This is a genomic window from Pseudomonas sp. XP2, from assembly GCF_053557975.1.
In genome coordinates, this window is sequence record NZ_JBNRIK010000029.1 from 13,991 (window position 1) to 39,840 (window position 25,850).

General features: G+C 62.6%; 24 protein-coding genes and 1 tRNA gene. 11 read left to right on the plus strand and 14 right to left on the minus strand.

The window, feature by feature from the left end; all coding sequences use genetic code 11:
- Positions 1-2 precede the first annotated feature (2 nt).
- The gene (gene trxA, locus ACK1VC_RS24165) at positions 3-875 is read left to right on the plus strand and encodes a thioredoxin (protein WP_016484692.1); all 873 of its coding nucleotides are present in this window, start codon (positions 3-5) and stop codon (positions 873-875) included.
- A 135-nt stretch (positions 876-1,010) separates the two neighbouring features.
- Here trxA and ACK1VC_RS24170 read toward each other — a convergent pair whose 3' ends face one another.
- Positions 1,011-1,355 carry a hypothetical protein gene (locus tag ACK1VC_RS24170; RefSeq protein ID WP_191087225.1) on the minus strand — a complete coding sequence of 115 codons (345 nt, stop codon included), beginning with the start codon at positions 1,353-1,355 and terminating at the stop codon, positions 1,011-1,013.
- Between the two features lie 130 nt (positions 1,356-1,485).
- Here ACK1VC_RS24170 and ACK1VC_RS24175 point away from each other — a divergent pair, with 130 nt between their 5' ends.
- From ACK1VC_RS24175 to ACK1VC_RS24195, 5 genes are all read left to right on the plus strand, one after another.
- Positions 1,486-2,061, plus strand: a complete 576-nt coding sequence (locus ACK1VC_RS24175; protein WP_191087224.1) for a DUF2796 domain-containing protein — start codon at positions 1,486-1,488, stop codon at positions 2,059-2,061.
- Positions 2,062-2,772 carry an ABC transporter ATP-binding protein gene (locus ACK1VC_RS24180; RefSeq protein ID WP_191087223.1) on the plus strand — a complete coding sequence of 237 codons (711 nt, stop codon included), beginning with the start codon at positions 2,062-2,064 and terminating at the stop codon, positions 2,770-2,772.
- Positions 2,772-4,037: an ABC transporter permease gene (locus tag ACK1VC_RS24185; protein ID WP_191087222.1), complete on the plus strand. Its 1,266-nt coding sequence runs from the start codon at positions 2,772-2,774 to the stop codon at positions 4,035-4,037. Before ACK1VC_RS24180 ends, ACK1VC_RS24185 begins: the two co-directional genes overlap by 1 nt.
- Positions 4,038-4,163: 126 nt before the next feature.
- Positions 4,164-4,676 (plus strand): DUF3299 domain-containing protein, encoded by a 513-nt coding sequence (locus tag ACK1VC_RS24190; protein ID WP_060519277.1) that lies wholly within the window; start codon positions 4,164-4,166, stop codon positions 4,674-4,676.
- Positions 4,677-4,785: 109 nt separating this feature from the next.
- Positions 4,786-5,469, plus strand: coding sequence for an OmpW/AlkL family protein (locus tag ACK1VC_RS24195; protein WP_014589498.1), 684 nt, complete (start codon positions 4,786-4,788; stop codon positions 5,467-5,469).
- On the opposite strand, the gene ACK1VC_RS24200 is transcribed toward ACK1VC_RS24195, so the two are convergent.
- Entirely contained in the window at positions 5,457-6,662 is a 1,206-nt protein-coding gene (locus ACK1VC_RS24200; protein WP_191087221.1) for an MFS transporter, read from the minus strand. The genes ACK1VC_RS24195 and ACK1VC_RS24200 overlap by 13 nt on opposite strands.
- 102 nt (positions 6,663-6,764) lie before the next feature.
- On the opposite strand from ACK1VC_RS24200, the gene ACK1VC_RS24205 reads away from it, so the two are divergent.
- Positions 6,765-7,208, plus strand: a complete 444-nt coding sequence (locus ACK1VC_RS24205; protein WP_070086749.1) for a winged helix-turn-helix transcriptional regulator — start codon at positions 6,765-6,767, stop codon at positions 7,206-7,208.
- A gap of 131 nt (positions 7,209-7,339) precedes the next feature.
- Here ACK1VC_RS24205 and ACK1VC_RS24210 read toward each other — a convergent pair whose 3' ends face one another.
- Together ACK1VC_RS24210 and ACK1VC_RS24215 are read right to left on the minus strand one after the other, a co-directional pair.
- Positions 7,340-8,272, minus strand: a complete 933-nt coding sequence (locus tag ACK1VC_RS24210) for an NAD-dependent epimerase/dehydratase family protein (RefSeq protein WP_191087220.1) — start codon at positions 8,270-8,272, stop codon at positions 7,340-7,342.
- On the minus strand, positions 8,265-9,149 hold the full coding sequence (locus ACK1VC_RS24215; protein ID WP_024717608.1) for a sugar nucleotide-binding protein: 885 nt from the start codon (positions 9,147-9,149) through the stop codon (positions 8,265-8,267). The genes ACK1VC_RS24210 and ACK1VC_RS24215 overlap by 8 nt, the downstream gene beginning before the upstream one ends.
- Positions 9,150-9,545: 396 nt before the next feature.
- On the opposite strand from ACK1VC_RS24215, the gene ACK1VC_RS24220 reads away from it, so the two are divergent.
- Together ACK1VC_RS24220 and ACK1VC_RS24225 are read left to right on the plus strand one after the other, a co-directional pair.
- Positions 9,546-10,448: a hypothetical protein gene (locus tag ACK1VC_RS24220; protein WP_191087219.1), complete on the plus strand. Its 903-nt coding sequence runs from the start codon at positions 9,546-9,548 to the stop codon at positions 10,446-10,448.
- Positions 10,449-10,464: 16 nt separating this feature from the next.
- Positions 10,465-11,259 (plus strand): TSUP family transporter, encoded by a 795-nt coding sequence (locus ACK1VC_RS24225; RefSeq protein WP_024717609.1) that lies wholly within the window; start codon positions 10,465-10,467, stop codon positions 11,257-11,259.
- A 76-nt stretch (positions 11,260-11,335) separates the two neighbouring features.
- On the opposite strand, the gene ACK1VC_RS24230 is transcribed toward ACK1VC_RS24225, so the two are convergent.
- Entirely contained in the window at positions 11,336-12,145 is an 810-nt protein-coding gene (locus ACK1VC_RS24230) for a helix-turn-helix domain-containing protein (RefSeq protein ID WP_023047574.1), read from the minus strand.
- Between the two features lie 178 nt (positions 12,146-12,323).
- Here ACK1VC_RS24230 and ACK1VC_RS24235 point away from each other — a divergent pair, with 178 nt between their 5' ends.
- Both ACK1VC_RS24235 and ACK1VC_RS24240 read left to right on the plus strand, forming a co-directional pair.
- A complete protein-coding gene (locus ACK1VC_RS24235) occupies positions 12,324-13,766 on the plus strand; it encodes an alanine/glycine:cation symporter family protein (protein ID WP_191087218.1) in 1,443 nt (480 codons plus the stop codon).
- Positions 13,767-13,838: 72 nt separating this feature from the next.
- Positions 13,839-14,828, plus strand: a complete 990-nt coding sequence (locus ACK1VC_RS24240; protein ID WP_411911050.1) for an asparaginase — start codon at positions 13,839-13,841, stop codon at positions 14,826-14,828.
- Between the two features lie 106 nt (positions 14,829-14,934).
- Here the strand turns inward: ACK1VC_RS24240 and ACK1VC_RS24245 are convergent.
- The 9 genes from ACK1VC_RS24245 to ACK1VC_RS24285 all read right to left on the minus strand — a co-directional run bounded on the left by ACK1VC_RS24245 (position 14,935) and on the right by ACK1VC_RS24285 (position 25,840).
- Positions 14,935-15,030, minus strand: a tRNA-Sec gene (locus ACK1VC_RS24245).
- A 6-nt stretch (positions 15,031-15,036) separates the two neighbouring features.
- Positions 15,037-16,959: a selenocysteine-specific translation elongation factor gene (gene selB / locus ACK1VC_RS24250; RefSeq protein WP_197884294.1), complete on the minus strand. Its 1,923-nt coding sequence runs from the start codon at positions 16,957-16,959 to the stop codon at positions 15,037-15,039.
- On the minus strand, positions 16,956-18,383 hold the full coding sequence (gene selA, locus ACK1VC_RS24255) for an L-seryl-tRNA(Sec) selenium transferase (RefSeq protein WP_060519289.1): 1,428 nt from the start codon (positions 18,381-18,383) through the stop codon (positions 16,956-16,958). The genes selB and selA overlap by 4 nt, the downstream gene beginning before the upstream one ends.
- Positions 18,384-18,537: 154 nt before the next feature.
- Positions 18,538-19,464, minus strand: a complete 927-nt coding sequence (fdhE, locus tag ACK1VC_RS24260) for a formate dehydrogenase accessory protein FdhE (RefSeq protein WP_191087216.1) — start codon at positions 19,462-19,464, stop codon at positions 18,538-18,540.
- A 4-nt stretch (positions 19,465-19,468) separates the two neighbouring features.
- Positions 19,469-20,125 (minus strand): formate dehydrogenase subunit gamma, encoded by a 657-nt coding sequence (locus ACK1VC_RS24265; RefSeq protein ID WP_016484674.1) that lies wholly within the window; start codon positions 20,123-20,125, stop codon positions 19,469-19,471.
- Positions 20,122-21,072: a formate dehydrogenase subunit beta gene (gene fdxH, locus ACK1VC_RS24270; RefSeq protein WP_016484673.1), complete on the minus strand. Its 951-nt coding sequence runs from the start codon at positions 21,070-21,072 to the stop codon at positions 20,122-20,124. Before fdxH ends, ACK1VC_RS24265 begins: the two co-directional genes overlap by 4 nt.
- Positions 21,072-24,140, minus strand: coding sequence for a formate dehydrogenase-N subunit alpha (gene fdnG, locus ACK1VC_RS24275; RefSeq protein WP_139138803.1), 3,069 nt, complete (start codon positions 24,138-24,140; stop codon positions 21,072-21,074). The genes fdxH and fdnG overlap by 1 nt, the downstream gene beginning before the upstream one ends.
- A gap of 128 nt (positions 24,141-24,268) precedes the next feature.
- Positions 24,269-25,030 (minus strand): SDR family NAD(P)-dependent oxidoreductase, encoded by a 762-nt coding sequence (locus ACK1VC_RS24280; protein ID WP_016484670.1) that lies wholly within the window; start codon positions 25,028-25,030, stop codon positions 24,269-24,271.
- 24 nt (positions 25,031-25,054) lie between these two features.
- Positions 25,055-25,840, minus strand: coding sequence for a sulfite exporter TauE/SafE family protein (locus ACK1VC_RS24285; RefSeq protein ID WP_016484669.1), 786 nt, complete (start codon positions 25,838-25,840; stop codon positions 25,055-25,057).
- Positions 25,841-25,850 lie beyond the last annotated feature (10 nt).

The following is a 25,850-nucleotide window of genomic DNA, read 5'->3' on the forward strand; positions in this document are numbered from 1 at the left end:
CGATGACCCAAGACACGCCTTACATTTTCGACGCTACCGATGCCACCTTCCAGCAACTGGTAATCGAGAACTCCTTCCACAAGCCGGTGCTGGTGGACTTCTGGGCCGAGTGGTGCGCGCCCTGCAAGGCACTGATGCCGTTGCTGGCCAAGATCGCCGAGGGTTACCAGGGCGAGCTGCTGCTGGCCAAGATCAACTGCGACGTGGAGCAACAGGTGGTTGCCCAGTTCGGCATTCGCAGCCTGCCGACCGTCGTGCTGTTCAAGGACGGCCAGCCGGTGGACGGTTTTGCCGGGGCTCAGCCGGAATCGGCGATTCGCGCCATGCTCGAGCCGCACGTGCAGATGCCCGCTGCACCCGTCGCTTCGCCGCTGGAGCAGGCCAAGGCGCTGTTTGCCGAAAGCCGCTTTGCCGAAGCCGAAGCGTTGCTGCAGGCACTGCTGGGTGAGGACAACAGCAACGCCGAGGCGCTGATCCTGTACGCCCGCTGCCTGGCCGAACGTGGCGAGCTGGGCGAGGCCCAGGTGGTGCTGGATGCGGTCAAGACCGACGAGCACAAGGCTGCACTGGCCGGGGCCAAGGCCCAGCTGACCTTCCTGCGCCAGGCCGCCAGCCTGCCAGAAGTGGCAGACCTGAAAAGCCGCCTGGCGCAGAATCCGCAGGATGACGAGGCGGCCTATCAGCTGAGCATTCAGCAGCTGGCGCGCCAGCAGTACGAAGCGGCGCTGGATGGGCTGCTGAAGCTGTTCCAGCGTAACCGTGGCTACGAGAACGGGCTGCCGCAGAAGGCGTTGCTGCAGGTGTTCGAGCTGCTGGGGGGGGATCATCCGCTGGTTGGCGTTTATCGCCGCAAGCTGTCGGCGGCGATGTTCTGACCTGGTGGCATTTGCGAGGGCTTCGCCCTCGTTCGCGGGCATGCCCGCTCCCACAGGTGTGCACAGCTCCCAAGTGCGGTGAAATCCTGTGGGGGCGGGCATGCTCGCGAAGAGGCCAGAACAGGCAATACCAATTCACCCAACCCAGTGATAGACCGGCGCATCCACGCCACTTTCCACCTTCACCTCACTGCTGTGCCGCAAGCGCACCAGCAGCCGTTTGCCTGCCGCCGTGCTTCCCGCCAGCCCTTCCAGCCGGTCCAGCAACTCCGGCCCGCTCATCTGCCCGGCAAGGCGCAACACATCACGCGCGGCGGTCCATTGCCCGTCATCCTGGCGCGGTGCCGCCACTGTAAGCGTCGCAGCACCTTGAACCACTGCAGGCACCTCGATTTGCTTACCCAGTTGCGCCCACTCTTCAGGCGCCAGCTCGATGGTCAGGTCCACCGGCCAGTCACCAATCTGTCCACGAATTCTCATGATGCGTTCCTTGAGCCCAAGTCAATGCAGCCATGCTACCGCAACATGAAACCTTAGCCACGCAGGCTGGCGGCGCGCAGAAAAGTTGTTATAACATAACTCAATCTTCCAGCCCGCTCCGGAGTCGTCCATGCGTCGCCTGCTGCTCGCCCTGCCCTTCGCCTTGCTGCCACTGGCCGTGGCCCATGCCCACGATGACCATGATCATGATCACGCCCATGGTACGCTCGGCGCCCACGAGCATGGCGTGGCCAAGCTCAACGTCGTGCTCGATGGCAACACCCTTGAGCTGGAGCTGGACAGCCCGGCGATGAACCTGGTGGGCTTCGAAAATGCCGCAAGCAGTGATGCCGACAAGGCCAAGGTCGCTGCCGTGCACCAGCAACTCGAACAACCCCTCAAGCTGTTCGGCCTTTCTGCAGCAGCACACTGCAAGGAAGAACAGCAGGAACTGGAAAGCCCGTTGTTCGGTGACGCCGCGAAAGCTGACGACGATGACGATGAACACGCGCATGGCCACCCGCACAGCGACATCGGCGCCCATTACCAACTGACCTGCGCCAACCCCGAAAAACTCACACAGTTCGACCTGACGCCCCTGTTCAAGGCCTTCCCGGCCACCCAGAAAATCAACGTGCAACTGATCGGCCCCAACGGCCAGAAAGGCGTGGAAACCACGCCTGCCAAGGCAGTGGTCGCCTTCTGAATGAACCAGCCGCTGATCGAACTGCATGACCTGGTGTTCGCCTGGCCAGGTCAGCCGCCGCTGCTGGCTATTCCGGCATTCCACCTGAACGCGGGTGAAGCCCTGTTTCTCAAGGGCCCCAGCGGCAGTGGCAAAACCACTTTGCTGGGCCTGTTGGGCGGGGTGAACGTGCCGGCGCAGGGCAGCATCCAGTTGCTCGGGCAGGACCTCGGCAAGCTGGGCCAGGGTGCCCGTGATCGCTTTCGGGTCGATCACACGGGCTACATTTTCCAGCAGTTCAACCTGCTGCCATTCCTCTCGGTACGTGAGAACGTCGAGCTGCCCTGCCGCTTCTCGCGCAGCCGCAAGGCACGCGCCGAGCAGCGCCACGGCAGTGTCGACCAGGCCGCAAGCACGCTGCTCGCCCACCTGGGCCTGGACGACCCGGCCCTGCTCGCCCGCCGCGCCGACAGCCTGTCGATCGGCCAGCAGCAGCGCGTCGCCGCTGCCCGCGCCCTGATCGGTCAGCCGGAGCTGGTGATTGCCGACGAACCGACCTCGGCGCTGGATGCTGACACACGCGAAGCGTTCATCCGCCTGCTGTTCGATGAGTGTCGCGCTGCCGGCACCAGCTTGCTGTTCGTCAGCCACGACCAGAGCCTGGCGCCCCTGTTCGACCGTCACCTTTCCCTGGCCGACCTCAACCGCGCCGCCAAGCCCCGGGAGGCCTGATGTACCTGCTCCGCCTTGCCCTGGCCAGCCTGGCCAACCGCCGCTTCACCGCCTTTCTCACCGCCTTTGCCATCGCCCTTTCGGTGTGCCTGCTGTTGGCCGTGGAGCGCGTTCGCACCGAAGCTCGCGCCAGCTTCGCCAGCACCATCAGCGGCACCGACCTGATCGTCGGCGCCCGTTCCGGTTCGGTGAACCTGCTGCTGTATTCGGTGTTTCGCATTGGCAACGCGACCAACAACATCCGCTGGGAAAGCTTCCAGCACTATGCGCAGGACCCGCGAGTGAAATGGGCGATCCCGATCTCGCTGGGCGACTCGCACCGCGGCTACCGAGTGATGGGCACCACGACGGATTACTTCAGCCATTACCAGTACGGCCGCCGCCAGCATCTTGAATTGAGCCAGGGGCGTGAGTTCGCCAGCGACCCGTTCGAGGTGGTGCTCGGCGCTGAAGTGGCCGAGGCGTTGCACTACAAGCTGGGTGAGAAGCTGGTGCTGGCCCACGGCGTGGCCGCCATCAGCCTGGTCAAGCATGATGACAAGCCATTCACCGTGGTCGGTGTGCTCAAGCGCACCGGCACACCGGTCGACCGCACCCTGCATATCAGCCTGGGCGGTATGCAGGCCATCCATATCGACTGGCACAACGGCGTACCCGCCCGTGGCGCTGGGCGCATCAGCGCCGAGCAGGCACGCACGATGGACCTGCAACCCACAGCCATTACCGCGTTCATGCTGGGCCTTAACAACAAGATCGCGACCTTCAGCCTGCAGCGCGAGATCAACGAGTACCGCAGCGAGCCGTTGCTGGCAATCCTCCCGGGCGTGGCCCTACAGGAGCTATGGAGCCTGATGGGCACGGCGGAACAAGCGTTGTTCGTGGTCTCGCTGTTCGTGGTGCTGACCGGCTTGATCGGCATGCTCACGGCAATTCTCACCAGCCTCAACGAGCGCCGCCGGGAGATGGCGATCTTGCGGTCGGTCGGGGCCAGGCCGTGGCATATCGCGGGGCTGCTGGTACTGGAAGCGCTGTCACTGGCAGCGGTCGGGATCGTGGCCGGGCTTGGCTTGCTGTATGCGGGGATTGTCCTGGCGCAGGGGTACGTGCAGGCCAACTATGGTTTGTATTTGCCACTGGCTCTGCCGAGCGCACATGAATGGACCTTGCTGGCTATCATCCTGGGGGCGGCGTTGCTGATGGGCAGCGTGCCGGCGTGGCGGGCTTATCGGCAGTCGCTGGCCGATGGCCTGTCCATACACCTCTGAGTGCGCGTAATGATCAGACACCTCACCGCCTGCTTCGCGGGCACGCCCGCTCCCACAGGGTTCTCCACTAGCCTCAGGCCTTGTAGAGGACCTGTGGGAGCGGGCATGCCCGCGAAGAGGCCGGCCATGCGCATGCTGCTGGCCCTGCTGTTGCTGGTGGCGATGCCTCTTTGGGCCGCCGAACCCAAGGAGCTGGACTGGCCCGCCCTGATCCCCGAAGGCGCCCCGGTCATCCCGCCACAACTGGCGCCGCTGCACGACATGTCACAGCTCAGCAACGCCCTGGCTGCCGAATCTGCCCCGCCCGCGCGTCAGCAAGCCCCCGACGCCCCGGTTGTAAAAGAGCTCGACGGCCAACAGGTCAAGCTGCCTGGCTACATCGTGCCACTGGAGGTCAGCGAAGAAGGCCGCACCACCGAATTCCTGCTGGTCCCTTATTACGGTGCGTGCATCCATGTGCCGCCGCCACCGTCGAATCAGATCGTGCACATTTTCAGCGAGATGGGCGTGCGTGTCGAAGACCTCTACCAGCCCTACTGGATCGAGGGAAAGCTGCAGGTTAGAGCCTCCAGCAGCGAACTGGCCGACGCCGGCTATCAGATGGAAGCCGAGAAAATCTATGTTTATGAGCTGAGATGAGAACTGTTTCGAATTCGTGAAGACGCTTCTTTGAGCTGGGTCAAACTTTCTGTTTAACCACCTCCGTACCATTGGACTACTCGATTAATAACGTCCTTTGGGAGCTTCCATGAACAAGTCCTTGCTCGGCGCCTCGCTTGTGGCCCTTGCGCTCGCCGCCCCTGCCGCCCACGCCTATCAGGCGGGGGACATGATCTTGCGCGCAGGCGCAATCACCACTGCCCCGAACGAGAGCAGCGGCGACCTGAAGTTCGACGGCAACAAAGTGTCGGGCACCAAAGCGACCCTGGACAGCGACACCCAGCTGGGCCTGACCTTTGCCTACATGCTCACCGACCACATCGGCCTGGAACTGCTGGCAGCCACCCCGTTCAAGCACACCGTCGGCGTAAAAGGCCTGGGCGGCGGGCTGGACGGCAAACTGGCCGACATCAAGCAACTGCCACCGACCCTGTCGCTGCAGTACTACCCAATGGAGCCGAATTCGCGCTTCCAGCCGTACGCCGGCGTGGGTATCAACTACACCCTGTTCTTTGACGAAGACCTGAGCAGCGCACGCAAGCAACAAGGCTTCAGCAACCTCAAGCTGCAGGATTCGGTAGGTATTGCCGGCCAACTGGGTATGGATTACATGCTGACCGACAACCTGCTGGTCAACGCCTCGGTCTGGTATGTCGACATCGACACCAAGGCCAGCGTCAACGGCCCGACCGCGCTGGGTTACAGCAAGACCAAGGTCGACGTCGACGTCGACCCGTGGGTGTACATGGTCGGCCTTGGCTACAAGTTCTGACCTGAACACTGCAGGGCGGCTTCGGCCGCCCTCGCGCGTTGCAACCAGAGCCAGTAGCCCAGCGCTGCCGCACTGAAGGCCATGCCAAGCCCACACACCGCAGCCCACCCCCAATGGGCATGCACCCAACTCGCAAGCACCGCCCCCAGCCCGCTGCCAAGCGAATAGCAGCACATGTAGGCACCGATCAAGCGGCTGGCCATCGCGCCGCGCCCTGCCAGTAACAGGCTCTGGTTGGTGACATGCACCGCCTGCACGGCAAAGTCCAGCATCAGCACGCCTAGCACAAAGGCTATCAGGGACTGCCCGACAAAAGCGGTGGGCAACCACGACAGCGTCAGCAGCGCCAGCGCCAACCCGGTGGTGCGCTCTCCCAGCCCCCTGTCGGCCAAGCGACCGGCGCGCGCTGCCGCCAGAGTACCTGCAACACCTGCCAGGCCGAACAGGCCAATTTCGGCATGGCTCATAGCCAATGGCGCAGCACTGAGGGGCATGACCATGGCGCTCCACAGCACGCTGAACGCGGCAAAGATCAATACCCCAAACACCCCGCGCTGGCGCAGCAGCGTGTCTTCCCGATACAAACGGAACTGGGACACGAGCATCGCCCGGTAGCCAGGCCGGTGCATCAACGGCTGCCTGCTGGGCAGGCTGCGCCACAGCACCACGGCCAGTAACATCAGCAGCCCTGCGGCAACCAGATAAACACTTCGCCAACCGGCCAGGTCGGCTAGCCCGCCCGCCACCAGCCGCGCCAACAGAATCCCCAGCACAATGCCACTGGTGACGGTGCCCACGGCCTGCCCTTGCTCGCCAGGCGAGGCGAGGCTGGCCGCATGCGCCACCATTACCTGCACCATGACGGCCATCAGCCCGGTAATGGCCAAGGCCAGCAGTAACATCGCCCAGTTCGGCGCCATGCCCACGCCGACCAGCGCCAGCGCCGAGAACAACAACTGCCCGAGCAACAGGCGCTTGCGATCGACCAAGTCCCCCAGAGGCACGATCAGCAGTAGCCCCAGGGCGTAGCCTGCCTGGGTGGCGCCGACCGCCCAGCCAATCTGCTGCTGCGCCACCCCCAGGTCGGCAGCCATCGACTCGAGCAGAGGCTGGGCGAAGTAAACCGTCGCCACCGCCATGGCGCTGGTGGTGGCAAGCAACAGGATTATCCAGCGTGTCAGCAAAGGTGTCATAAGGCCGGCCTCGTCCATCTGGTTTCGATTTGAAACCACATACTGGCTATTTAGCAAATGTGGTTTTAATCTGCAACCAGATAATCAACACAGGTTTGACCCATGCTCGATGAAAACAATGCGCAGTGCCCCGTAGCCCGGGCGCTGGAGGTGCTGGGTGATCGCTGGGCACTGATGATCCTGCGCGATGCCTTTGACGGGCTGCGGCGGTTCAGTGAATTTCAGAAGAACCTGGGGCTGGCCAAGAACATCCTCGCCTCGCGGCTCAAGCTGCTGGTGGAGAGCGGATTACTGGCGCTGCAGCCGGCATCGGATGGCTCTGCCTACAAGGAATATGTGCTGACCGAGAAAGGGCTGTCGGTGTTTCCGGTGGTGGTTGGCTTGAGGCAGTGGGGGGAGCGATACCTGTTTGAAGCGGGGGAAGCGCGTTCTGAATTGTTCGAGGCTGCCAAAGGGCAGGCCATCGAGACATTGCAGGTGCGCGCTTTGGATGGGCGGGTACTGGGGGCCGAGGATTGCCTGCGCAGGGTTGTGCGGCATGGGTGATTTTTGGGGCTGCTGCGCAGCCCATCGCGACACAAGGCCGCTCCCACACTGAGCGCAAGTCAATTGGCTGCACGCTGTCCCTGTGGGAGCGGCCTTGCGTCGCGAAAGGGGCGCAAAGCGCCCCCAGGGGCTCAGTGTTTACCGAGAAGCTTGGCCAGGCCCTCGACCATCGGCGTCGCCTGCGGAAACTCGAACCGCGCCAGCAACCGCTGGTTATCCGCCCGCGAATGGCGAATGTCACCGGCACGCGCCGCCACATGCGTAATCGCCGGCAAGCTGCCCACCACCTTCTCAAGCGCCACCAGCAACTGGTTCAGCGAGGTAGCCTGGTTGAGGCCGATGTTCACCGCCCCCTCCTCGACCTGCGGCTGCTCCAGCGCCTGCACCATCACCTGCACCAGGTCGCCCACGTAGAGGAAGTCGCGGGTCTGCTCGCCATCGCCGAAGAGGGTGATCGGCAAGCCCTGCACTGCGCGCTCGCAGAAGATGCTGATTACCCCGGAATACGGTGAGGACGGGTCCTGGCGTGGCCCGAAAATGTTGAAGAAGCGGAACACCACCGGCTCCAGCCCATGCTGACGGCGGTAGAAGTCCAGGTACTGCTCACTGGCCAGCTTGTCCACGGCATAGGGGGTCAGCGGCGCCTTGGGCGTGTCTTCGGCAATCGACTCGCCTTCGCCATTGTTGCCGTACACCGCCGCACTGGAGGCGAACAACACCCGGCGCAGCCCCTGCACGCGCATGGCTTCGCACACGTTCAGGGTGCCAATGAAGTTGCTCTGGTGGGTACGCACCGGGTCTTCGACCGAGGCCTGTACCGAGGCCACCGCCGCCAGGTGCACCACGGCACTGCAGCCTGCCGCGGCCTGCATGACCAGCCCGGCGTCGGCGACATCGCCTTCGATCAGTTCCAGACGCGGGTGGCCAACCTGCAGGTTGCTGCGCCGGCCGGTGGAGAAGTCGTCGAGAATGCGTACGGCGTAGCCCTTGTCCAACAACGCATCGCACAGGTGGGAGCCAATGAAGCCGGCACCGCCGGTGATCAGGATGGGGGCGTCAGCCATGGCGGTAGAACCGGTCCAGTAGAGGCGGCAGGCCGGCGCGCCAGGCGCGCGGCTTGATGCCGAAGGTATGAAGGATTTTCTTGCAGGCCAGTACAGCGTTCTGCGGCTCTTCGCTGGCATCCGGCCGTGCGGCATGGGCCTGCGGTGTCGGCGCCTGCACCGCCAGCTGGCGGTGTTGGCCTGCTTCGGTAAGAATCGCCTGGCCCAGCGCCAGCGGCGTGGTCGCCTCGTTGCCGGCGTAATGGTAAGTGCCCCACAGCGGCGCACTGCAATCGAGTTGCTTGAGCACCGACAGAATCACCCGTGCGGCATCGTCGACCGGTGTCGGGTTGCCACGCCGGTCATCGGCCAGCAGCAGCTCCTGCGGTTGCTCGGCACGGGTCAGGAAGCGGCCCAGCGAGCCGTCGATGCTCTCGTCGAGCAACCAGCCGAAGCGCAGCAGTACGTGCTGCGGACAGGTCGCGCGCACACTCTGCTCGATGCGCCACAAGGCCTGGCCACGCAGGCCCAGCGGCACGGGCTCGTCCTTTTCGCTGTAGGCCGTTGCCCGCGAACCATCGAATACCCGGTAGCTGGAAGGTTGCACCAGGGTGATCTGGTGGTGCTGGCACAGCTCTGCCAGCCGCTCCACCGCCCGCTCCTGTTGAGCCAGGCGTTGCTCGCTGACCGACTCGGCCTGGAACCAGTCGAAGTAATAGGCCAGGTTGACCAAGGCGTCGGGGCGGTGATCGTCGAGCAACTGAGTGAGGTTGGCCGGCGTCCAGCCATTCTCGGGAGGGCGCGGCGCCAGGAAAGCAATGTCCTCCTCGGCCCCAAGACGAATCAGCGCTTGCCCGAGGGCATTGCCACCACCCAACAGCATTAGGCGCATACGCATAGAGTCAGCAGATCCGAGAGGTTGATGAAGGAAAGGGGTCATTTTGCGGTTTCCGGGCGGGGAAGTCCAACCCTGAGGCTGACAGCACTACCCACCCAAGACGATTCCTACCACACCCATAGACATTCCCTACAGCTCGCAAGGGCTCCACCTTACATCATCGGTAAAAGGTCTCTGGCTAAATAGTCTCCGCCCTAACAAGAAGAGTCACCTTTACCTACATACAAGGAGAATAAAAATGGAAGGGGTAAACGCTAAGGCCGGAACCGAGACCCTTCATCTCACATTTAGTAAAATGCAAGCCAGCATACTTGATCACGGCTCACGACAAACTGCCGCTGTCGGCGGCCCAGATGTCGCGGAGCTGCTCCCCTATCTGCCTGTCAGGCAAAAATCTTGAAGAATTCACTGGATGACGCACAGCTTGCTTTGCTAGAAATATTTGCCTCCGGAAAAGCAGCAGCACTTGAATTCGCTGCAATGAAAGTTCCTAACGTGGGCCCTGTACCGAGCGAGCTGGCAGACATTGATATTTTGAAGATCGATCCGGTTACCGTCTATATGGCCTCACGAAACCAGATTCTTTTGAGCCTTGTCGACTACCGCTCATTCGCTTTTGATATCGACAATGGCGGTATGCAAGTACGGCTTGTTGGAAATTTCAAAGGTGGCGGAGTGCGATTGCTACCGAATGAACTCAACCTGCATCAAGCCGAACTGAGCTCCCATGCAGGCGTTCAACTGGGCCCACACACTGAACCTCCTTACAACTGCTCAGTTCAGTTCGAGGGTGAGCATTCCCCTGCTCCAAGCGCATTGATCCTGAGTGCAAGATGGAATCCATTACAGGAACCGACCAAACTCATACCCGTGCGCAATGCGATCTCAAATCTCAACGGCCTTGAGGCACTGGCGCTATCTTCCAAGTCATTCTGCTTTACCCGCAGCGACTGCTTCGTGAAGGATGAGAGTCAGGCGACGATCGCAAATTCGATTCTTCAGTTCGATGTTAGAGGCGATTTCACCCTCCGATATAGCAGCTATAGGCACTCACTGCATGATGAAGCTAACCATTCGACACGACAGGCTTATCAAACATTGCGAGACTTGCTGGACAAAGAGCAACCCTACGATTTCCTGCCAAGCCCCGACTCTGCACTATTGATCAATAATTGCCAGGCACTTCACGCCCGCGACGTCATCAAGGACAACCGCAGACTGCTGGTTCGACTATTTGGGTACTCACCTGATGCCCGGCCTGTGATTTTACAACAAGACCCATTGATCGTACGCGGCTAAGGCGGGGAAAAGAAAAGTGGAGATTGAAGTTTCAATACTCTTGGCGCTGGCCTCTGTCGCCTTGCTCGCCGGTTTTTTTGATGCGATAGCAGGAGGCGGAGGATTACTCACGTTACCAGCTTTTTTCATTGCAGGTGTCGACCCATTGGCTGCAATGGCTACCAATAAATTTCAGGCCTCTTCAGCAAGTGTTTCAGCAGTGTGGGCGTTCGCCCGAAAGAGAATGATCCAGTGGCGGACTGGCTGGCCGATGGCCGCTTTGTCGTTCGCGGGGGGCGTTACAGGCGCGTTGTCGATCAGCATGCTCGATAAAGCGCTCCTCGAGTCAATTGTCCCCATCTTGCTAATTACAGTAGCCGGCTATTTTACGTTCAGCCCCAAGCTTGGTACCAAGGATCGTCGGCAGAGGATGTCGTATCTGGGCTTCACGCTGGCAGTTGCGCCAGTCATTGGTTTCTACGACGGGATCTTTGGACCAGGCACGGGTTCGTTTTTCATGGTCGCTTTCACCTTACTCTTGGGTCAGCATCTTATGCAGGCGATCTGCAACAGCAAATTGCTCAATGCATCCTGCAACCTAGGCGCCCTTTCAGTCTTTGCCTTTAGCGGCGCAATCATCTGGCCTTTAGCCCTGGCAATGGCGCTTTGTGCCATTGTTGGCGCCCAACTCGGCGCACGTTGCGCTATCTACTTCGGACCACGGCTAATCAAGCCACTGCTGATCACTGTTTGCTGCTTGATGTCCTTGAAGCTTTTACTCGATGAGGGGCGTCCGGCTGGGGAGTGGTTGCGGCAACTTAGTCTTTTCTGAACAGTCATTGAGCCGGGAGCACCGCCCCTTTCCAACAGGTGAGGCCCCGGCAACAAGACCCGTACAGGCACTCAATCTATTCAATCTCAAACAAGCTGTTGCGCAACGGCCCCACACTCAACCGCTCACGCACATCATCATCTATTCGCGGATCATCCGGGCGGTACAGTTTCACCTGCCGATATGCATTGATGCGATTGATCTCCTCGCCCAGGTACTCCCACACCACCCGGGTGCAGGCCGGGTTGCGCCGGTCGCCGCTGGAAACCCCGGCCTTGAGGCCGTTCAGGCGGGTGATGCGGCTTTTGAAGCTGGGGATGAGAATGGTCTGGCTCATTTCGTTGAAGGTGAGCGACTCGTAGTCGATGAGGAACACCCGGTCCTGCAGCTGGAACGCCGCGCCCAGGTAGCGGCAGCGCACCTCGGCATGCTGGTCCGTGGCACTGGAACGTTCCTGGCGCTCCTGGCGCTCGAACAGGAAACGGCCGCGCTCCTCCCACAGGTGCACCAGCGAGACCAGGATCGTGCCCGGCACCGACATGCAGTTGGAATACTCGAAGTAATAACCGCAATAGCGCGACAGGTTGCCCGCATGGTCATGCAGCGGGCGGAACAGTTCGCTGATCGGGTCGCTGGGCTGCTCGGCAAGGGTCGACACCCGCGCACCGATCAGCCGGGCGAACTGCTCGGCCGGCAGGTTCAACTCGTAATCCTCGACCCCGAAGAAATCGCCAATGCGCTTGAGGTTGAAAGCCGTCGGACGGCTCTGCCCGCTCAGGTACTTGTTGAACTGAGCGCGGTTGATCGAGAGCTGCCGGCAAACTTCGGAGATAGAGCGGTAGTGGCTGCAGGCCAGTTTGAGGTTGGTGGCGAAATGCTCACTCATGTGCGGAACCCAGGTGACGCGAATGGCGCCATTGTAGCATCAAGTAGCATCAACTCAGAGCAACCCGCGAAATTGTAACCACTCTTGTCATGGCCAACCATTCGCCCCAACGCATAGCGGTGCGCCTGCCGTCCGCTGGTCTTTCCACACGAAGAATAAGAATCGAGGTCATTTTCCAATGCTCGAAGTACTCAACGATTTCCTTTCGGGGAAACTCCTCATCGTGCTGATCGTAGGGCTGGGTAGCTACTTCACTATCCGTTCGCGTTTCGTGCAGTTCCGCCATTTCGGCCACATGTTCACCGTTTTCAAGGAATCGCTGCGTGGCCAGGCAGGCCAGCTGAGCTCCTTCCAGGCTCTGATGCTCAGCCTGGCCGGCCGCGTAGGTGCCGGTAACATTGCCGGTGTCGGTATTGCCGTGACCCTGGGTGGCCCGGGCGCCGTGTTCTGGATGTGGGTCACCGCACTGGTGGGCATGTCCAGCAGCTTCTTCGAGTGCACCCTGGCACAGGTCTACAAGCGTGCAGACGGCGACGGCCTGTACCGTGGCGGCCCGGCGTACTACATCCAGCACGGCCTGAAGCGCAAAAGCATGGCCATCGTGTTCTCGATCCTGCTGCTGGTCACCTACGGCTTCGCCTTCATCGGCCTGCAGTCGTACACCGTGACCCACTCGCTGCAGAACGCCTTCAACTTTGCCCCAAGCCAGACCGGCATCGTCCTGGCAGTGCTGCTGGCCATCACCTTCATCGGCGGCATCAAGCGCATCGCCGCCGTGTCGGACCTGCTGGTCCCGATCAAGACCCTGGCCTACATCGGCGTGACCCTGTACGTGATCGGCACCCAGATCGAACACGTGCCGGCCATGCTGGAAACCATCTTCAAGAGCGCCTTCGGCCTCGACCCCGCGTTCGCCGGCCTGCTCGGCAGCGCCATCGTCATGGGCGTGAAGCGTGGCGTGTTTGCCAACGAAGCGGGCCTGGGCAGTGCGCCGAACGTCGCCGCCGTGGCAGCCGTGAAACACCCGGGCGCCCAGGGCGTGGTCCAGGCCTTCAGTGTGTTCCTCGATACCTTCGTGATCTGCACCTGCACCGCGCTGCTGATCCTGCTGTCGGGCTTCTACACCCCGGGCTTCGAGGGTGACGGCATTGTCCTGACCCAGAACTCGCTGGCCGCCGTGGTCGGTGACTGGGGCCGTGTGTTCGTCAGCGTGGCGCTGTCGCTGTTCGTGTTCACCTGCATTCTCTACAACTACTATCTGGGCGAAAACAGCCTGCAGTTCCTCACCCGCAACCGTGTGGTGCTGATGGTGTTCCGTGGCCTGGTGCTGGCACTGGTGGTGTGGGGCTCGATGCAGGACCTGTCGACCGTGTTCGCCTTCGCCGACATCACCATGACCTGCCTGGCTTTCGTCAACCTGGTGGCCCTGGCCCTGCTGTTCAAGGTCGGCCTGCGCGTCATGCGTGACTACGACGACCAGCGCAAGGCCGGCATCGGCCAGCCTGTGTTCGATTCGTCCAAGTTCGCCGACCTGGACCTGGACCGCAATGCCTGGCCTGCCAATCCGCAGGTGGAAACAGCCGCTGACAAAGCAGCCGTCCAGGCTCAGCCGCAGCGCTGATATCCTCCCCTGCCCAGCCGCCCCTTCCGCGGGCGGCTTTTCTTTCTCCGCTCACCGCTACGGATGTTTTCCATGCGTGCAGTCAAGAATCTTCTCGTTCTCTACACCGGTGGCACCATCGGCATGCTCGAAACCCCGGAAGGCCTGGCGCCGGCCGGTGGCTTCGAAGCGCGGATGCGCGAACACTTCGCCCACATGGCCGACGCGCCCCGGCTGCAATGGACCTTGCAGGAACTGAACCCGCTGCTCGACAGCGCCAACATGCAGCAGCACAACTGGCTGGCGATGCGCGATGCCATCGTCGAAGCCGTGGAGGTGGCAGGCCATGATGGCGTGCTGGTGCTGCACGGTACCGACAGCATGGCTTACAGCGCTGCGGCGTTATCGTTCTTGCTGCTGGGTTTGCCAGTGCCGGTGCTGCTGACCGGCTCGATGCTGCCGGCAGGTGCCACAGACAGCGATGCCTGGGCCAACCTGTGCGGCGCGTTGCAGCAGTTCGAATCCGGCCTGGAGGATGGCGTGCAGCTGTACTTCCATGGCCAGTTGCTGCATGGCTGCCGGGCATCAAAGTTGCGCAGCGAGGCGTTCGATGCCTTTGCTGCGCTGCCGCGCCATCGTGACGGCGAGCGGGCCCATGTTATCCCTGCCGAACTTGGCTACAAGCATCCGCGTCAGCCGGTCAACCTGGCGATCGTGCCGGTGTTCCCCGGGCTGCAGGCCGCGCACCTGCAAGCCTTGATCGACAGTGGTGTGCAGGGCTTGCTGCTGGAGTGCTACGGCAGCGGTACCGGGCCGTCAGATGACCAGGCGCTGCTGAGTGTGCTGAGCGCAGCACGCCAGCGCGGCGTGATGCTGGCGGCTATCAGCCAGTGCCCTGAGGGTTCGGTGGTATTCGATACCTATGCGGCGGGTAACCGCTTGCGTGGGGCCGGGCTGGTCAGTGGCGGTGGCATGACCCGTGAAGCGGCGCTGGGCAAGATGGTTGCGCTGCTGGGGGCGGGGTTGGATGTGGATACTGCAGAACAGTGGTTTGCCCTGGATCTGTGTGGGGAGCGGGCTTAGGCTTCACCCTTCAGGGCCTCTTCGCGGGTGAACCCGCTCCCACAGGTACCGTGCAAGTCCCAAGAGCTGTGAAGCGCCCCGTAGAGCCCCGACAGGCGAATGAAAATGGCGGAAGGCAGCGGGAGTCGAACCTGCCCGGGAACGGCTGCCGTCCCCAACCGGGTTTGAAGCCCGGCCGCGCCACCGGGCGCGATTGCCTTCCTTGAACTCAGTGCCTGGCCTGTTGCTGGGCCAGGGCGCTGTCGGCGCGGATGTGACGCTGGTCGGCCACCCTGCGGGTCAGGCCGATGCGGTCGAAATATTCCAGAATCTGCACACTGCGCTTGCGACCGATGCCCAACATATCGCGAAACGCGGCCACCTGCACTATCGGCGTTTCGCCGGCCTGCCCCAGCAACAGCTCTGCCATGCGCTGTAGTGTCGCTTCGGGGTAGAACAAGTCACGCACCACCTGGTGCACCACACCGAGCCGAGCCAGCTTGCGCAGCAGCAGGCGCACGTCGGCTTCGGCGCAGTTTTCCTCATTTGCCAGCGTCCTGACCCAGGGCGGATCGTACTGCCCGTCCAGCAACTTCGGCTGCAAGCGCGCCCACAACGCACTGTCGGCTTCGCTCAACTGCACCTTGTGATCGGGCAGATGCATCCACGGCCCGCTGCTGGCGATGGCGCCGTCGTGGAGCAGTTCGTCCAGCAGGCTGACGAATGCCGGCCGCTCCAGGGGCAAGGCCGCAAAGCGGCGCAGGCGGTCTCGGTCCGGGCCAAGCTGGTCAGGTTCCTGCTCATGGAACCGCGCCAACTGCTCCACCACCTGTTGCTTCAGCGCCAGCCACTGGCGGTTGGCAAACAGCAGTTGCCCCTGCCGCGTGGCCACCACCCATACATCCTCCGGCAGCTGCCATGTTGCACGCGGGCGATTGAACTGCCGCTCGAGCCGCTGGGGGTCAATACCACCGGGCGCGGTAGCGAGCAGTGCTGGCAAGGCCTGCTCCAGGTCCTCGGTATCTCGTAGTACCTGCAACTGGCGCAGGCGCTCATCGCTGCGGCGCTGCCGGCTTGGCGCGAACGGGTCCAGTACTTTGCCGCCCCCCAAAGTACGCTGGGCACGCTGGTCACGCAGCACCAGGCGATCGCCGTGCACGGCCTGCAACGGCGCGTTGAGCAGCAGCTGGGCGAACATGCGCTGGCCCGCCACCAAGGACTCGCCTTCGAGCAAGGCCACGCGGGCGGTTACATCCTGGGTGCCGAGGTGCACGTGTACAGCGCTGAAATGCTCAAACGTGCGGGGCTCGCCCGGCAGCAGGTTCAGCTCGATATCCACCCGCACGCTGGGCGCATGCAGCCACTCAGGCACCAGCCAGTCACCCCGATGCACGTGCTCCAGCGCCAGGCGTTCGGCCGTGATATTCAACGCCACCCGTTGGCCCGCCTCAGCCACCAGCGCGGCCTGGTTCTGCGCATGCAGGCCTCGTACCCGCACCGGTTTGCCGGCCTTGCCCAGCAACAAGGTGTCACCGGCACTGACGCGCCCCGCCAGCGCCGTGCCGGTTACCACCACGCCGGCACCGGTAACCGCGAAAGCACGGTCCACAGCAAGACGAAAACCGCCGCTATCGCTGCGCTGCCGCACCGTGGCTTCGGCCTCCAGCAAGGCCTGACGTAGCGCAGCTACGCCTTCCCCACTGATGCTCGACAATGGAAACTGCTGCGCCCCGGCATAGGGCCCGCGCGCCAGCAGCTCTTCGACTTGCAGCTTAACTTCGGCCACGCGCAAGGGCTCGACGCGGTCGCATTTGCTGATCGCCACCAAAGCCTGGGGAATGCCCAACAGCTCGATGATCGCCAGATGCTCGCGGGTCTGCGGCATGACCCCGTCGTCGGCAGCCACCACCAGCAACACCAAGTCGATACCCTGGGCACCAGCCAGCATGTTGTGGATAAAACGCTCGTGACCCGGCACATCGATGAAGCCGGTCAGCGGTGCACCTTCAACCAGCGCCGCGTAGCGATAGCCCAGGTCAATGGTCATGCCGCGTGCACGCTCCTCCTGACGCTGGTCGCCGGCCTGCCCGGTCAGCGCCTGCAGCAGTGCGGTCTTGCCATGGTCGATATGGCCGGCGGTGCCGACGATCACTGCACCGGCCCCAGTTGCAGGGTGGGTAACTGCGCCAGCCACTCGGCTTCGTCATCCAGTTGGCGCAGGTCCAGCCACAGAGCGTCGTCATCGATACGGCCGAGCACCGGTACCGGCAGGCCGCGCAGCGCCCGCTCCAGCACATGCAGGCTGCGCCCTCGCAACTTCTTCGATACCTGCGGGCGCAGGCACAGGGCTGCACTGGGCAGGCGCGCCACCGGCTGGCTGCCACTGCCGATCATGCCCAGCGCCGGCTCCACGCTGACAGCCCATTGCTCACCGAGGCGAGCCTTGAGCTCAGGGGCCAGGCGTTCGGCCTGGGCCTGTATGTCGGCCTGGCTACGGGTCAACAGACGCAGGCTGGGCAGGCGCTCGGCCAGGCGGTCAGGGTTGCGGTACAGCGCCAGCACCGCTTCGAGTGCAGCGAGGGTGATCTTGTCGACGCGCAGCGCACGCTTGAGTGGGTTTTTCTTGATCCTGGCAATCAAGTCCTTGCGACCGACGATAATCCCGGCTTGCGGCCCGCCCAGCAGTTTGTCGCCGCTGAAGGTGACGATGTCGGCACCGTCGGCCAACGCCTGACGCACCGTGGGCTCGGCGGGCAAGCCCCAGCGGGTGAGGTCCAACAGGCTGCCACTGCCCAAGTCTTCGAGCAGCGGCAGTTCATGCTGGTGGGCGATGCGCGCCAGCTCGGCCGTGGGTACATGGGTGGTGAAGCCCTGGATGCTGTAGTTGCTGCAATGCACGCGCATCAGCAAGCCGGTGCGCGGGCCGATGGCAGCCTCGTAGTCGCGGGCGTGGGTGCGGTTGGTGGTGCCGATCTCGTGCAACTTTACGCCAGCACGGGCCATGATGTCGGGGATACGGAATGCGCCGCCAATCTCGATCAGTTCTCCCCGCGAAATGATGCCTTCTTTGCGTGCACCCAAGCTATTGAGCGCCAGCAACACAGCGGCAGCATTGTTGTTGACCACGGTGACGGCTTCGGCACCGGTCAGCTCGCGGATCAGGCCTTCGATCAAGTCATCGCGGTCGCCACGTTTGCCGGTGGCCAGGTCGAACTCCAGGTTGAGCGGATAGCGGGCGGCGGTTTGCATGGCCTCAATGGCTTCTTCCGGTAGCAAGGCGCGGCCCAGGTTGGTGTGCAGCACGGTGCCGGTGAGGTTGAACACGCGGCGGACCTGGCTTCGTTGCTGGGTGGCCAGGCGCTCGCCGGTGCGACCCAAGAGGATTTCGGGGGCCAGTTCGGCGGGGGTGAGTTGGCCTTGCCGGGCGGGTTCGCGCAGGTCGTCTAGCAGTTGGCGCAGCGTATTCAGCACGCCCTCGCGGCCGTGGCGATCGATCAACGGGAGGCAGGCCGGGTGGCGCAGGAGGGTGTCGATGGAAGGCAGGCGTGGGGTGTTATCGGCGAGGCTTGAAGACATCAGGTACTACCTTGAGCTGGTCCGTTGTCTGTTCTGGCCTCTTCGCGGAGCAAGCCCGCTCCCACAGGTATTGCACCGATGTCAAAGCAGGTACTGTACCTGTGGGAGCGGGTTTACCCGCGAAGAAGGCAACTCGGTGTTTCAGTGTAGACACTCACCCACCACCCGGGGCGAGCATCAGGTTGGGCGCCAGGCGATGAAAGCCCTCCTCGTCCAGGCGCATATCCAGCGCCAGGCTGGCCAGGTCATCGGCCAGCGGTTCGGCCGCCGCGTCGTTCTCCAGGTAGTTCTGCTTCAGGTAGCTGTTGCACCCCGGGCAGCATTCGGCGCGCAGCGGCGCCTTGCCCGGCGCGTGGCGGTCATCCTCCAGGCTGGTGTAGCGCAAGTCCTTGCTCGACTCGCAGTACACGCATTTGACCCGCACCACATGCCATTCACAGGCGCACAGCGAACAGGCCAGATAACGCAAACCATTGTGCTTGCCACGGTTGCGCACCACCCCGGCCGTAGCCGGCGAACCGCACGCCGGGCACTGGGCCAGGCTACCGGCGGGCTTGAGTTCAGGCGCCGGCAGCGCCAGCAACCAACTGGACCAGGCTGCCTGCAGCGCAGCCCCCAGGAACGGCACCAGTGCTGCAGGCACCGCATCGTACTGGCCAGCCAGCAAGGCAATGCCCCAGCCTTTGCGCTGGTGGTCATCACTGCCGCGCAGCGCCTGCAACGCCTCCCCCATCGGGCCGGTTGTTGCGCCGCTGAAGTGCTCTAGCAGGGCTTGCAACCAGACAAGCCACGGCCCTTCACGCACCAGGCTGTCGGCCGCCAGCGGCGGCAAACCATGGCTTATGCACAGGCGCTGGCGCTCCTCGGCCACCGGCATGCCGGCGGGGGGGTTATCCACAAGCTGCTGCTGGATGCGGCATAACCGTGCAATCAACTGCAGGTAGTCACCAAGGGCATTGCCTTCGGCCAGTTGCTCAAGGCGTGCGGCACGCAGCTCGAACAGATTGGCGGGGGGCAGGTGCAAAAACGGCGGCGCTACTGCCGACGCTTCAATCTGCCCGGGTTCGAGTATCGTGCTCAAGCGCTTATCCTTCTTTTCGTCCGTGATTGCCCGGTGTCTTGTCACCTGTGACTTCGCGGTACCACAACGCATGGTGCTTGCGCGCCCAGGCACGGCTGACCCAGCCGTGCAGCATGGCGCCGATCGAGCCCTTGATCCAGATGCCGGCGTAAATGTGCACGATGATGCTGAGAATCAGCACGAAGCCCGCCAGCGCGTGAGCCAGCGACGCCAGGCGAATCGCGCCGATGTCGAAGAAATGGCTGAAATACGCCCGCCAGATCACCACGCCGCTAACCAACAACACCAGCATGCACAACAACAGGGTCCAGAACAGCAGCTTCTGCCCTGCGTTGTACTTGCCGATGGGGGGTACGCCGTCCTCGCGGTTGACCATCACCCGATCAATGCGGCGCAACCACAGGCGGTCGTTGGCGGTGATGAAGTTGGCGCGCCAGAAGCGCACCACCAACCCGAGGAAAAACACGAACATCGCCACGCCCATGAACGGGTGCAGGATGCGTGTCCACGGCCCGCCGCCGAACAGATGGCTTAACCAGAACAGCGCCGGGTGAAACAGCGCCAGCCCGGAAAGCCCGGCCATGAAGAACAGAATGGCGACGATCCAGTGGTTGGTCCGCTCGTTGGCGGTGTAGCGCAGGATGGGTTTGTTGTCGTTCATGGCCGCTGCTCCCCTTGCCCACCGGGCTGCTTCGGATCGTAGACATGCACCGCGGGGTCCACTTGGTGCACGCTGTCATCGGGCGGCGTCGGGTGTTCGTCTTCCTCTACCCGCTGCGGGCCAACCCGCACGTAGTGGAAGAACCCCGCCAGCACCGCTGCGCCCATGGCCAGCAGCGCCAGCGGCTTGGTGAAGCCTTTCCAAAGCCCCACCAGCGGGCTGATCACCGGCTGGTCCGGCAGGCCGGCGTACAGCCTCGGCGTGTCGGCATGATGCAGCACGTACATCACGTGGGTGCCACCGACGCCGTCCGGGTCGTACAACCCCGCCTTGTCGTAGCCCCGTGACTTCAGGTCGACGATGCGCTCGGCAGCGTGCACCTTCATCTCGTCCTTGCTGCCGAACACGATCGCACCGGTCGGGCAGGTTTTCACACAGGCCGGCTCCAGGCCCACGCTGACGCGGTCGGAACACAGGGTGCACTTGTAAGCCTTGTGGTCCTTTTGCGAGATGCGCGGGATGTTGAACGGGCAGCCGGTGATGCAGTAACCGCAACCAATGCAGTGGTCCTGGTTGAAGTCGACGATACCGTTGGCGTGCTTGATGATCGCCCCCGGGCTGGGGCAGGCCTTCAGGCAACCGGGGTCGGCGCAGTGCATGCAACCATCCTTGCGGATGAGCCACTCCAGGTTGCCGTCGTCGCGCTCGTGCTCGGTGAAGCGCATCAGGGTCCAGGTCTCGGCGGTGAGGTCCTGGGGGTTGTCGTAGGTACCGTGGTTGTGGCCGACCTCGTCACGCAGTTCGTTCCACTCCGAGCACGCCACCTGGCAGGCCTTGCAGCCGATGCACTTGGTGGTGTCGATCAGCTTGGCGACTTCCTGCTGCTGACGTACCGAAGACGGTACGGTGGTGGTGGCCGAGCGGGCGATGATGTCTTGGCTGGCCATCAGAGTTTCTCCACTTTGACGAGGAACGACTTGGACTCCGGCGTCTGCGTGTTGCCGTCACCAAGGAATGGCACCAGGGTATTGGTCAGGTAGCCATGCCGCGTTGCGCCGGTGAAGCCCCAATGCAACGGGATGCCGATCTGGTGCACGGTCTGGTTGTTGACCTGCAGCGGGCGAATCCGCTTGGTCACTACCGCCACCGCATCGATATGCCCGCGCTTGCTCGACACCCGCACCCGGTCGCCGGCCTTGATGCCTTTCTCATTGGCCAGCACCTCGCCTATCTCGACGAACTGCTCGGGCTGGGCAATGGCGTTGAGCCGGCAATGCTTGCTCCAGAAGTGGAAGTGCTCGGTCAGCCGGTACGTGGTCGCCGCATAGGGGAACTCGTCGTGCGTGCCGAGGGTGTCCCACACCGAGTCGAAAATGCGCCCGGCCGGGTTGCTGACCACCTTCTTGTTCTGCGGGTGCAGCGGGTTGATGCCAATCGGTGTTTCGAATGGCTCGTAGTGCTCGGGGAACGGGCCTTCGGCCATTTTGTCGATGGCGAAGAAACGCGCCACGCCTTCGGGGTTCATGATGAACGGGTTCATCCCCGCTTCCGGTGGCGAGTCGACCTTGAAGTCCGGCACGTCGGTGCCGGTCCAGGCCTTGCCGTTCCACCACACCAGGCGCTTTTTCTCCGGGTCCCACGGCTTGCCTTGTGGGTCGCTGGAGGCACGGTTGTAGAGGATGCGGCGGTTGGCCGGCCAGGCCCAGGCCCAGTTCTGCACCTGATGCATGCCGTAGGGGTCGCTGTTGTCGCGACGGGCCATCTGGTTGCCCTGCTCGGTCCAGCTGCCGGCGAAGATCCAGCAGCCAGACGCGGTGCTGCCATCGTCCTTCAGTTGCCCGAAGCCCGACAGCTGCTGGCCAGCTTTGAGCATGGCGCCGGTGGCGTCGGTAACGTCGGTGACTGCCCAGCCGTTCATCTCCTTGGCCAGCTCCTCCGGGGAGGGCTCTTCAGGGATCTTGTACGGCCAGCTGATGTTCATCAGCGGGTCGGGGTAGGCGCCGCCCTCGGTCTGGTAGCGTTGACGCAGGCGCAGGAACAGCTCGCTCATGATCTGCACGTCGGTGCGGGTCTCGCCAGGGCCGTCGGCGCCCTTCCAGTGCCACTGCAGCCAACGGCTGCTGTTGACCAGCGAGCCGTCTTCCTCGGCGAAGCAGGTGGTGGGCAGGCGGATCACTTCGGTCTGGATACTGGCCGTGTCGACGTCGTTGAACGGCCCGGCATTGCGCCAGAACTCCGAGGTCTCGGTAGCCAGCGGGTCCATGATCACCAGCCACTTGAGCTTGCCCAACGCCGCAGTCACGCGGTTCTTGTCCGGCAGCGCAGCAATCGGGTTGAAGCCCTGGCATACGTAGCCGTTGACCTTGCCTTGGCTCATCATCTCGAACATGCGCAGCACGTCATAGGCAGGCACGTCGAGCTTGGGCAGCCAGTCGTAACCCCAGTTGTTGTCTGCCGTGGCGTTGGCGCCGTACCAGGCCTTCATCAGGCTGACGTGGAACTTGCCATAGTTCTGCCAGTACGACAGCTGCCCAGGGCGCAATGGCTTGGAAGCGCGCTTGTCGATGTAGCTGGCGTAGTCCTGCTCGGCATCGCCAGCCAGGGTCAGGTAACCCGGCAGCGAGTTGGACAGCAGGCCGAGGTCGGTCAGCCCCTGGATGTTGGAGTGCCCGCGCAAGGCGTTGACCCCGCCACCCGGCATGCCGACGTTACCCAACAGAAGCTGGACCATGGCCGCGCTGCGAATGATCTGCGCACCGATCGAGTGTTGCGTCCAGCCCAGCGCATAGAGAATCGTCATGGTCTTGCCCGGTACCGAGCATGTGGCGATCTCTTCCCAGACCTTCATCATGGCATCCTGCGGCATGCCACAGATCATGCTGGCCAGTTCCGGGGTGTAGCGGCTGTAATGCTGCTTCATCAGCTGGAACACACAGCGAGGGTGCTGCAGGGTCGGGTCGACTTTGGCAAAACCGTCCTCACCCAGCTCGTAACCCCAGCCGGACTTGTCGGCATACACACGCTTGGTCTCGTCGTAGCCGCTGAACAGCCCATCCTCGAAGCCATAGCTCTCTTTGACGATGAACGACACGTCGGTGTAGTTGCGCACGTACTCGTGCTGGATCTTGTCAGTACTCAGCAGGTAATTGATCAGCCCGCCCATGAAGGCGATGTCGGTACCGGTACGGATCGGCGCGTAGTAATCCGCGACCGAAGCGGTACGGGTAAAGCGTGGGTCGACCACGATCAGCCGCGCCTTGTTGTGCGCCTTGGCCTCGGTCACCCATTTGAAGCCGCACGGATGCGCTTCTGCTGCGTTGCCACCCATCACCAGGACCAGATTCGCGTTGGCGATATCGGACCAGTGGTTGGTCATGGCGCCACGGCCGTACGTCGGGGCAAGACTTGCCACCGTCGGGCCATGTCAGACACGTGCCTGGTTATCGAACCCCAGCATGCCTGTTGCGCGGACGACCTTGTGGGTCAGGTAGCCAGCCTCGCTAGAGGCGGCGGAGGCAGCAAGAAAACCGGTGGTAAGCCAGCGGTTGACAGTTTGCCCCTGGGCGTTCTTCTCGATGAAGTTGGCGTCGCGGTCCTGCTTCATCAGGCCGGCGACGCGGTCGAGCGCCTCATCCCAGCTCACCCGCACCCACTCCTTGCTGCCAGGCTTGCGCACCTCGGGGTACTGCAGGCGGCTTGGGCTGTGGATAAAGTCCAGCAGGCCGGCACCTTTCGGGCAGAGCGTGCCACGGTTGACGGGATGGTCGGCGTCACCTTCGATGTGGATGATGCTCTGTTTAACGTTTTTGCCCGCATCGCCCTGGCTATACAGGATCAAGCCGCAGCCGACCGAGCAGTAGGGACAAGTGTTACGGGCTTCTTTGGTATGCGCCAGTTTGAAGTGGCGCACCTGCTCGGCGAAGGCCGGCGTCGGGGCCATGCCCAACGCTGCCAGGCTCGAGCCTCCAAGGCCGACTGCGGCGACCTTGAAGAATTGCCGACGGTTGAGGTCCATCGTGCACTCCTGATCAGGTTTCGGGCGCTCGGGGCATTGCCGGCACCTCGGGTCATCACGGTGGCGGCAAAGTGATGCCGCCAACCGTTAAGACTAGTCAAGAATGGCAAAAGTGCGATTGATCCCGGTCAGCACCGCGGCAGATTGCGCGCCACGTTCAAGGCTGCACTGCTCTGCGCCACCGGCATGATTTCGAGCGTATTGATGTTTACGTGTGGCGGCTGTTCGGCGATCCAGGCAACCATGGCGGCAATGTCCTCAGGCAGGATTGCCTGCACATCACGGTACAACGCATCCACCGCATTCAGGTCGCCGTTCAGGCGTACCACCGAGAAATCGGTCCCGGAACACAGCCCAGGCTCGATGTTGCTGACCCGCACGCGGGTGCCTGCCAGATCGGCGCGCAGGTTCAGGCTGAACTGACGCACGAATGCCTTGCTTGCGCCATAAACATTGCCACCCGGGTAGGGGTAAGTGCCGGCAATCGAACCCATGTTGATGATCATCCCACTGTCGGCTTCGACCATCTGTGGCAACACCGCATGGGTGACCATGGCCAGGCCGGTTATGTTTGTGTCGATCATGCGCTGCCAGTTCTCGGCGCTGCAGGCCTGAGCCCGCTCGATACCCAGCGCCAGGCCTGCGTTGTTGACCAGCACATTGATGCTCGACGCAGCTTCGTTGATCTGCGCCACTGCTGCGCTGATCGACTGCCCATCAGTCACATCCAGCGCCAGTGGAATGAAGTTGTCGCCAAGCTCATGCTCCAGTGCCTGCAGCTTGTCCATACGGCGGGCACCACCGATCACACGGTAGCCCTTGGCAACCAAGGTGCGGCATATAGCTCGGCCAAAGCCTGAGGAGGCGCCAGTCACGAATGCAGTTTTCATCAGGTTTGTCTCCCAGAGGTATTGTCAGACCAGGTACTTCACGCCCAGGCTGGTGAACAGGCACAGCATGGAAAACACCAAAACCTTGCGTACCACGTCATTCCCTTTGCGCAGTGCTAATGCACTGCCCATGTGATTGCCGAGGATGTTGCATGCCACCAGCGGCAACGCCAGCAGATAGACAACCTTGCCGGCCATGATGAAGGCGACCAGCGCACCGATATTGGAGGCGAAGTTGAAGGTCTTGGAGTTGGCCGAGCTGGAAACCAGGTCCATGCGCAGCAGGTAGTGAAACGCGATGATGAACATGCTGCCGGTACCTGGGCCGAAGAAGCCGTCGTAAAAGCCGATGGCCAGACAGGTCAACGGCACGACGGTGTAGAGCATCCGCGCCGACAGCACTCGCTCCTCTATCGGGCGGTCCTTGGGGGTGAGGAAAATCAGAATGCCGAAAGGGATCAATGCAAGGATGATCTTGCCCACGGTTTCCTGAGAGATCGAGACAATCAGGTGCGCTCCCAGGTAGGCGCCGAGCAGTGAGAAAGGTACGCCAACCAGTGCCACCTGCCAGACCATCTTGCTGTTGGCCAGGAAGTTGCGGATCGCGGCCAGCGTACCCAGCGTACTGACCAGTTTTTCCTGCCCCAGCGCTACCTGAGGCGGCATGCCCACCAGCAAAAACCCTGGCACCAGAAACAACCCGCCGCCCCCGGCAATGCTGTCCACAAAGCCCGCGACAAAGGCAATGGCGCCCAGCAGCAGGATCGCCAGCAGCCAGTGTTCCGCCCAGTAAGCGCCTAACAGTTCCATAGCAGTAATT

Coding starts and splice junctions, on each gene's coding strand:
- trxA (WP_016484692.1), top strand. CDS start 3: ATGACCCAAGACACGCCTTACATTTTCGACGCTACCGATGCCACCTTC.
- ACK1VC_RS24170 (WP_191087225.1), bottom strand. CDS start 1,355: ATGAGAATTCGTGGACAGATTGGTGACTGGCCGGTGGACCTGACCATC.
- ACK1VC_RS24175 (WP_191087224.1), top strand. CDS start 1,486: ATGCGTCGCCTGCTGCTCGCCCTGCCCTTCGCCTTGCTGCCACTGGCC.
- ACK1VC_RS24180 (WP_191087223.1), top strand. CDS start 2,062: ATGAACCAGCCGCTGATCGAACTGCATGACCTGGTGTTCGCCTGGCCA.
- ACK1VC_RS24185 (WP_191087222.1), top strand. CDS start 2,772: ATGTACCTGCTCCGCCTTGCCCTGGCCAGCCTGGCCAACCGCCGCTTC.
- ACK1VC_RS24190 (WP_060519277.1), top strand. CDS start 4,164: ATGCGCATGCTGCTGGCCCTGCTGTTGCTGGTGGCGATGCCTCTTTGG.
- ACK1VC_RS24195 (WP_014589498.1), top strand. CDS start 4,786: ATGAACAAGTCCTTGCTCGGCGCCTCGCTTGTGGCCCTTGCGCTCGCC.
- ACK1VC_RS24200 (WP_191087221.1), bottom strand. CDS start 6,662: ATGACACCTTTGCTGACACGCTGGATAATCCTGTTGCTTGCCACCACC.
- ACK1VC_RS24205 (WP_070086749.1), top strand. CDS start 6,765: ATGCTCGATGAAAACAATGCGCAGTGCCCCGTAGCCCGGGCGCTGGAG.
- ACK1VC_RS24210 (WP_191087220.1), bottom strand. CDS start 8,272: ATGGCTGACGCCCCCATCCTGATCACCGGCGGTGCCGGCTTCATTGGC.
- ACK1VC_RS24215 (WP_024717608.1), bottom strand. CDS start 9,149: ATGCGTATGCGCCTAATGCTGTTGGGTGGTGGCAATGCCCTCGGGCAA.
- ACK1VC_RS24230 (WP_023047574.1), bottom strand. CDS start 12,145: ATGAGTGAGCATTTCGCCACCAACCTCAAACTGGCCTGCAGCCACTAC.
- ACK1VC_RS24235 (WP_191087218.1), top strand. CDS start 12,324: ATGCTCGAAGTACTCAACGATTTCCTTTCGGGGAAACTCCTCATCGTG.
- ACK1VC_RS24240 (WP_411911050.1), top strand. CDS start 13,839: ATGCGTGCAGTCAAGAATCTTCTCGTTCTCTACACCGGTGGCACCATC.
- selA (WP_060519289.1), bottom strand. CDS start 18,383: ATGTCTTCAAGCCTCGCCGATAACACCCCACGCCTGCCTTCCATCGAC.
- ACK1VC_RS24265 (WP_016484674.1), bottom strand. CDS start 20,125: ATGAACGACAACAAACCCATCCTGCGCTACACCGCCAACGAGCGGACC.
- fdxH (WP_016484673.1), bottom strand. CDS start 21,072: ATGGCCAGCCAAGACATCATCGCCCGCTCGGCCACCACCACCGTACCG.
- ACK1VC_RS24280 (WP_016484670.1), bottom strand. CDS start 25,030: ATGAAAACTGCATTCGTGACTGGCGCCTCCTCAGGCTTTGGCCGAGCT.
- ACK1VC_RS24285 (WP_016484669.1), bottom strand. CDS start 25,840: ATGGAACTGTTAGGCGCTTACTGGGCGGAACACTGGCTGCTGGCGATC.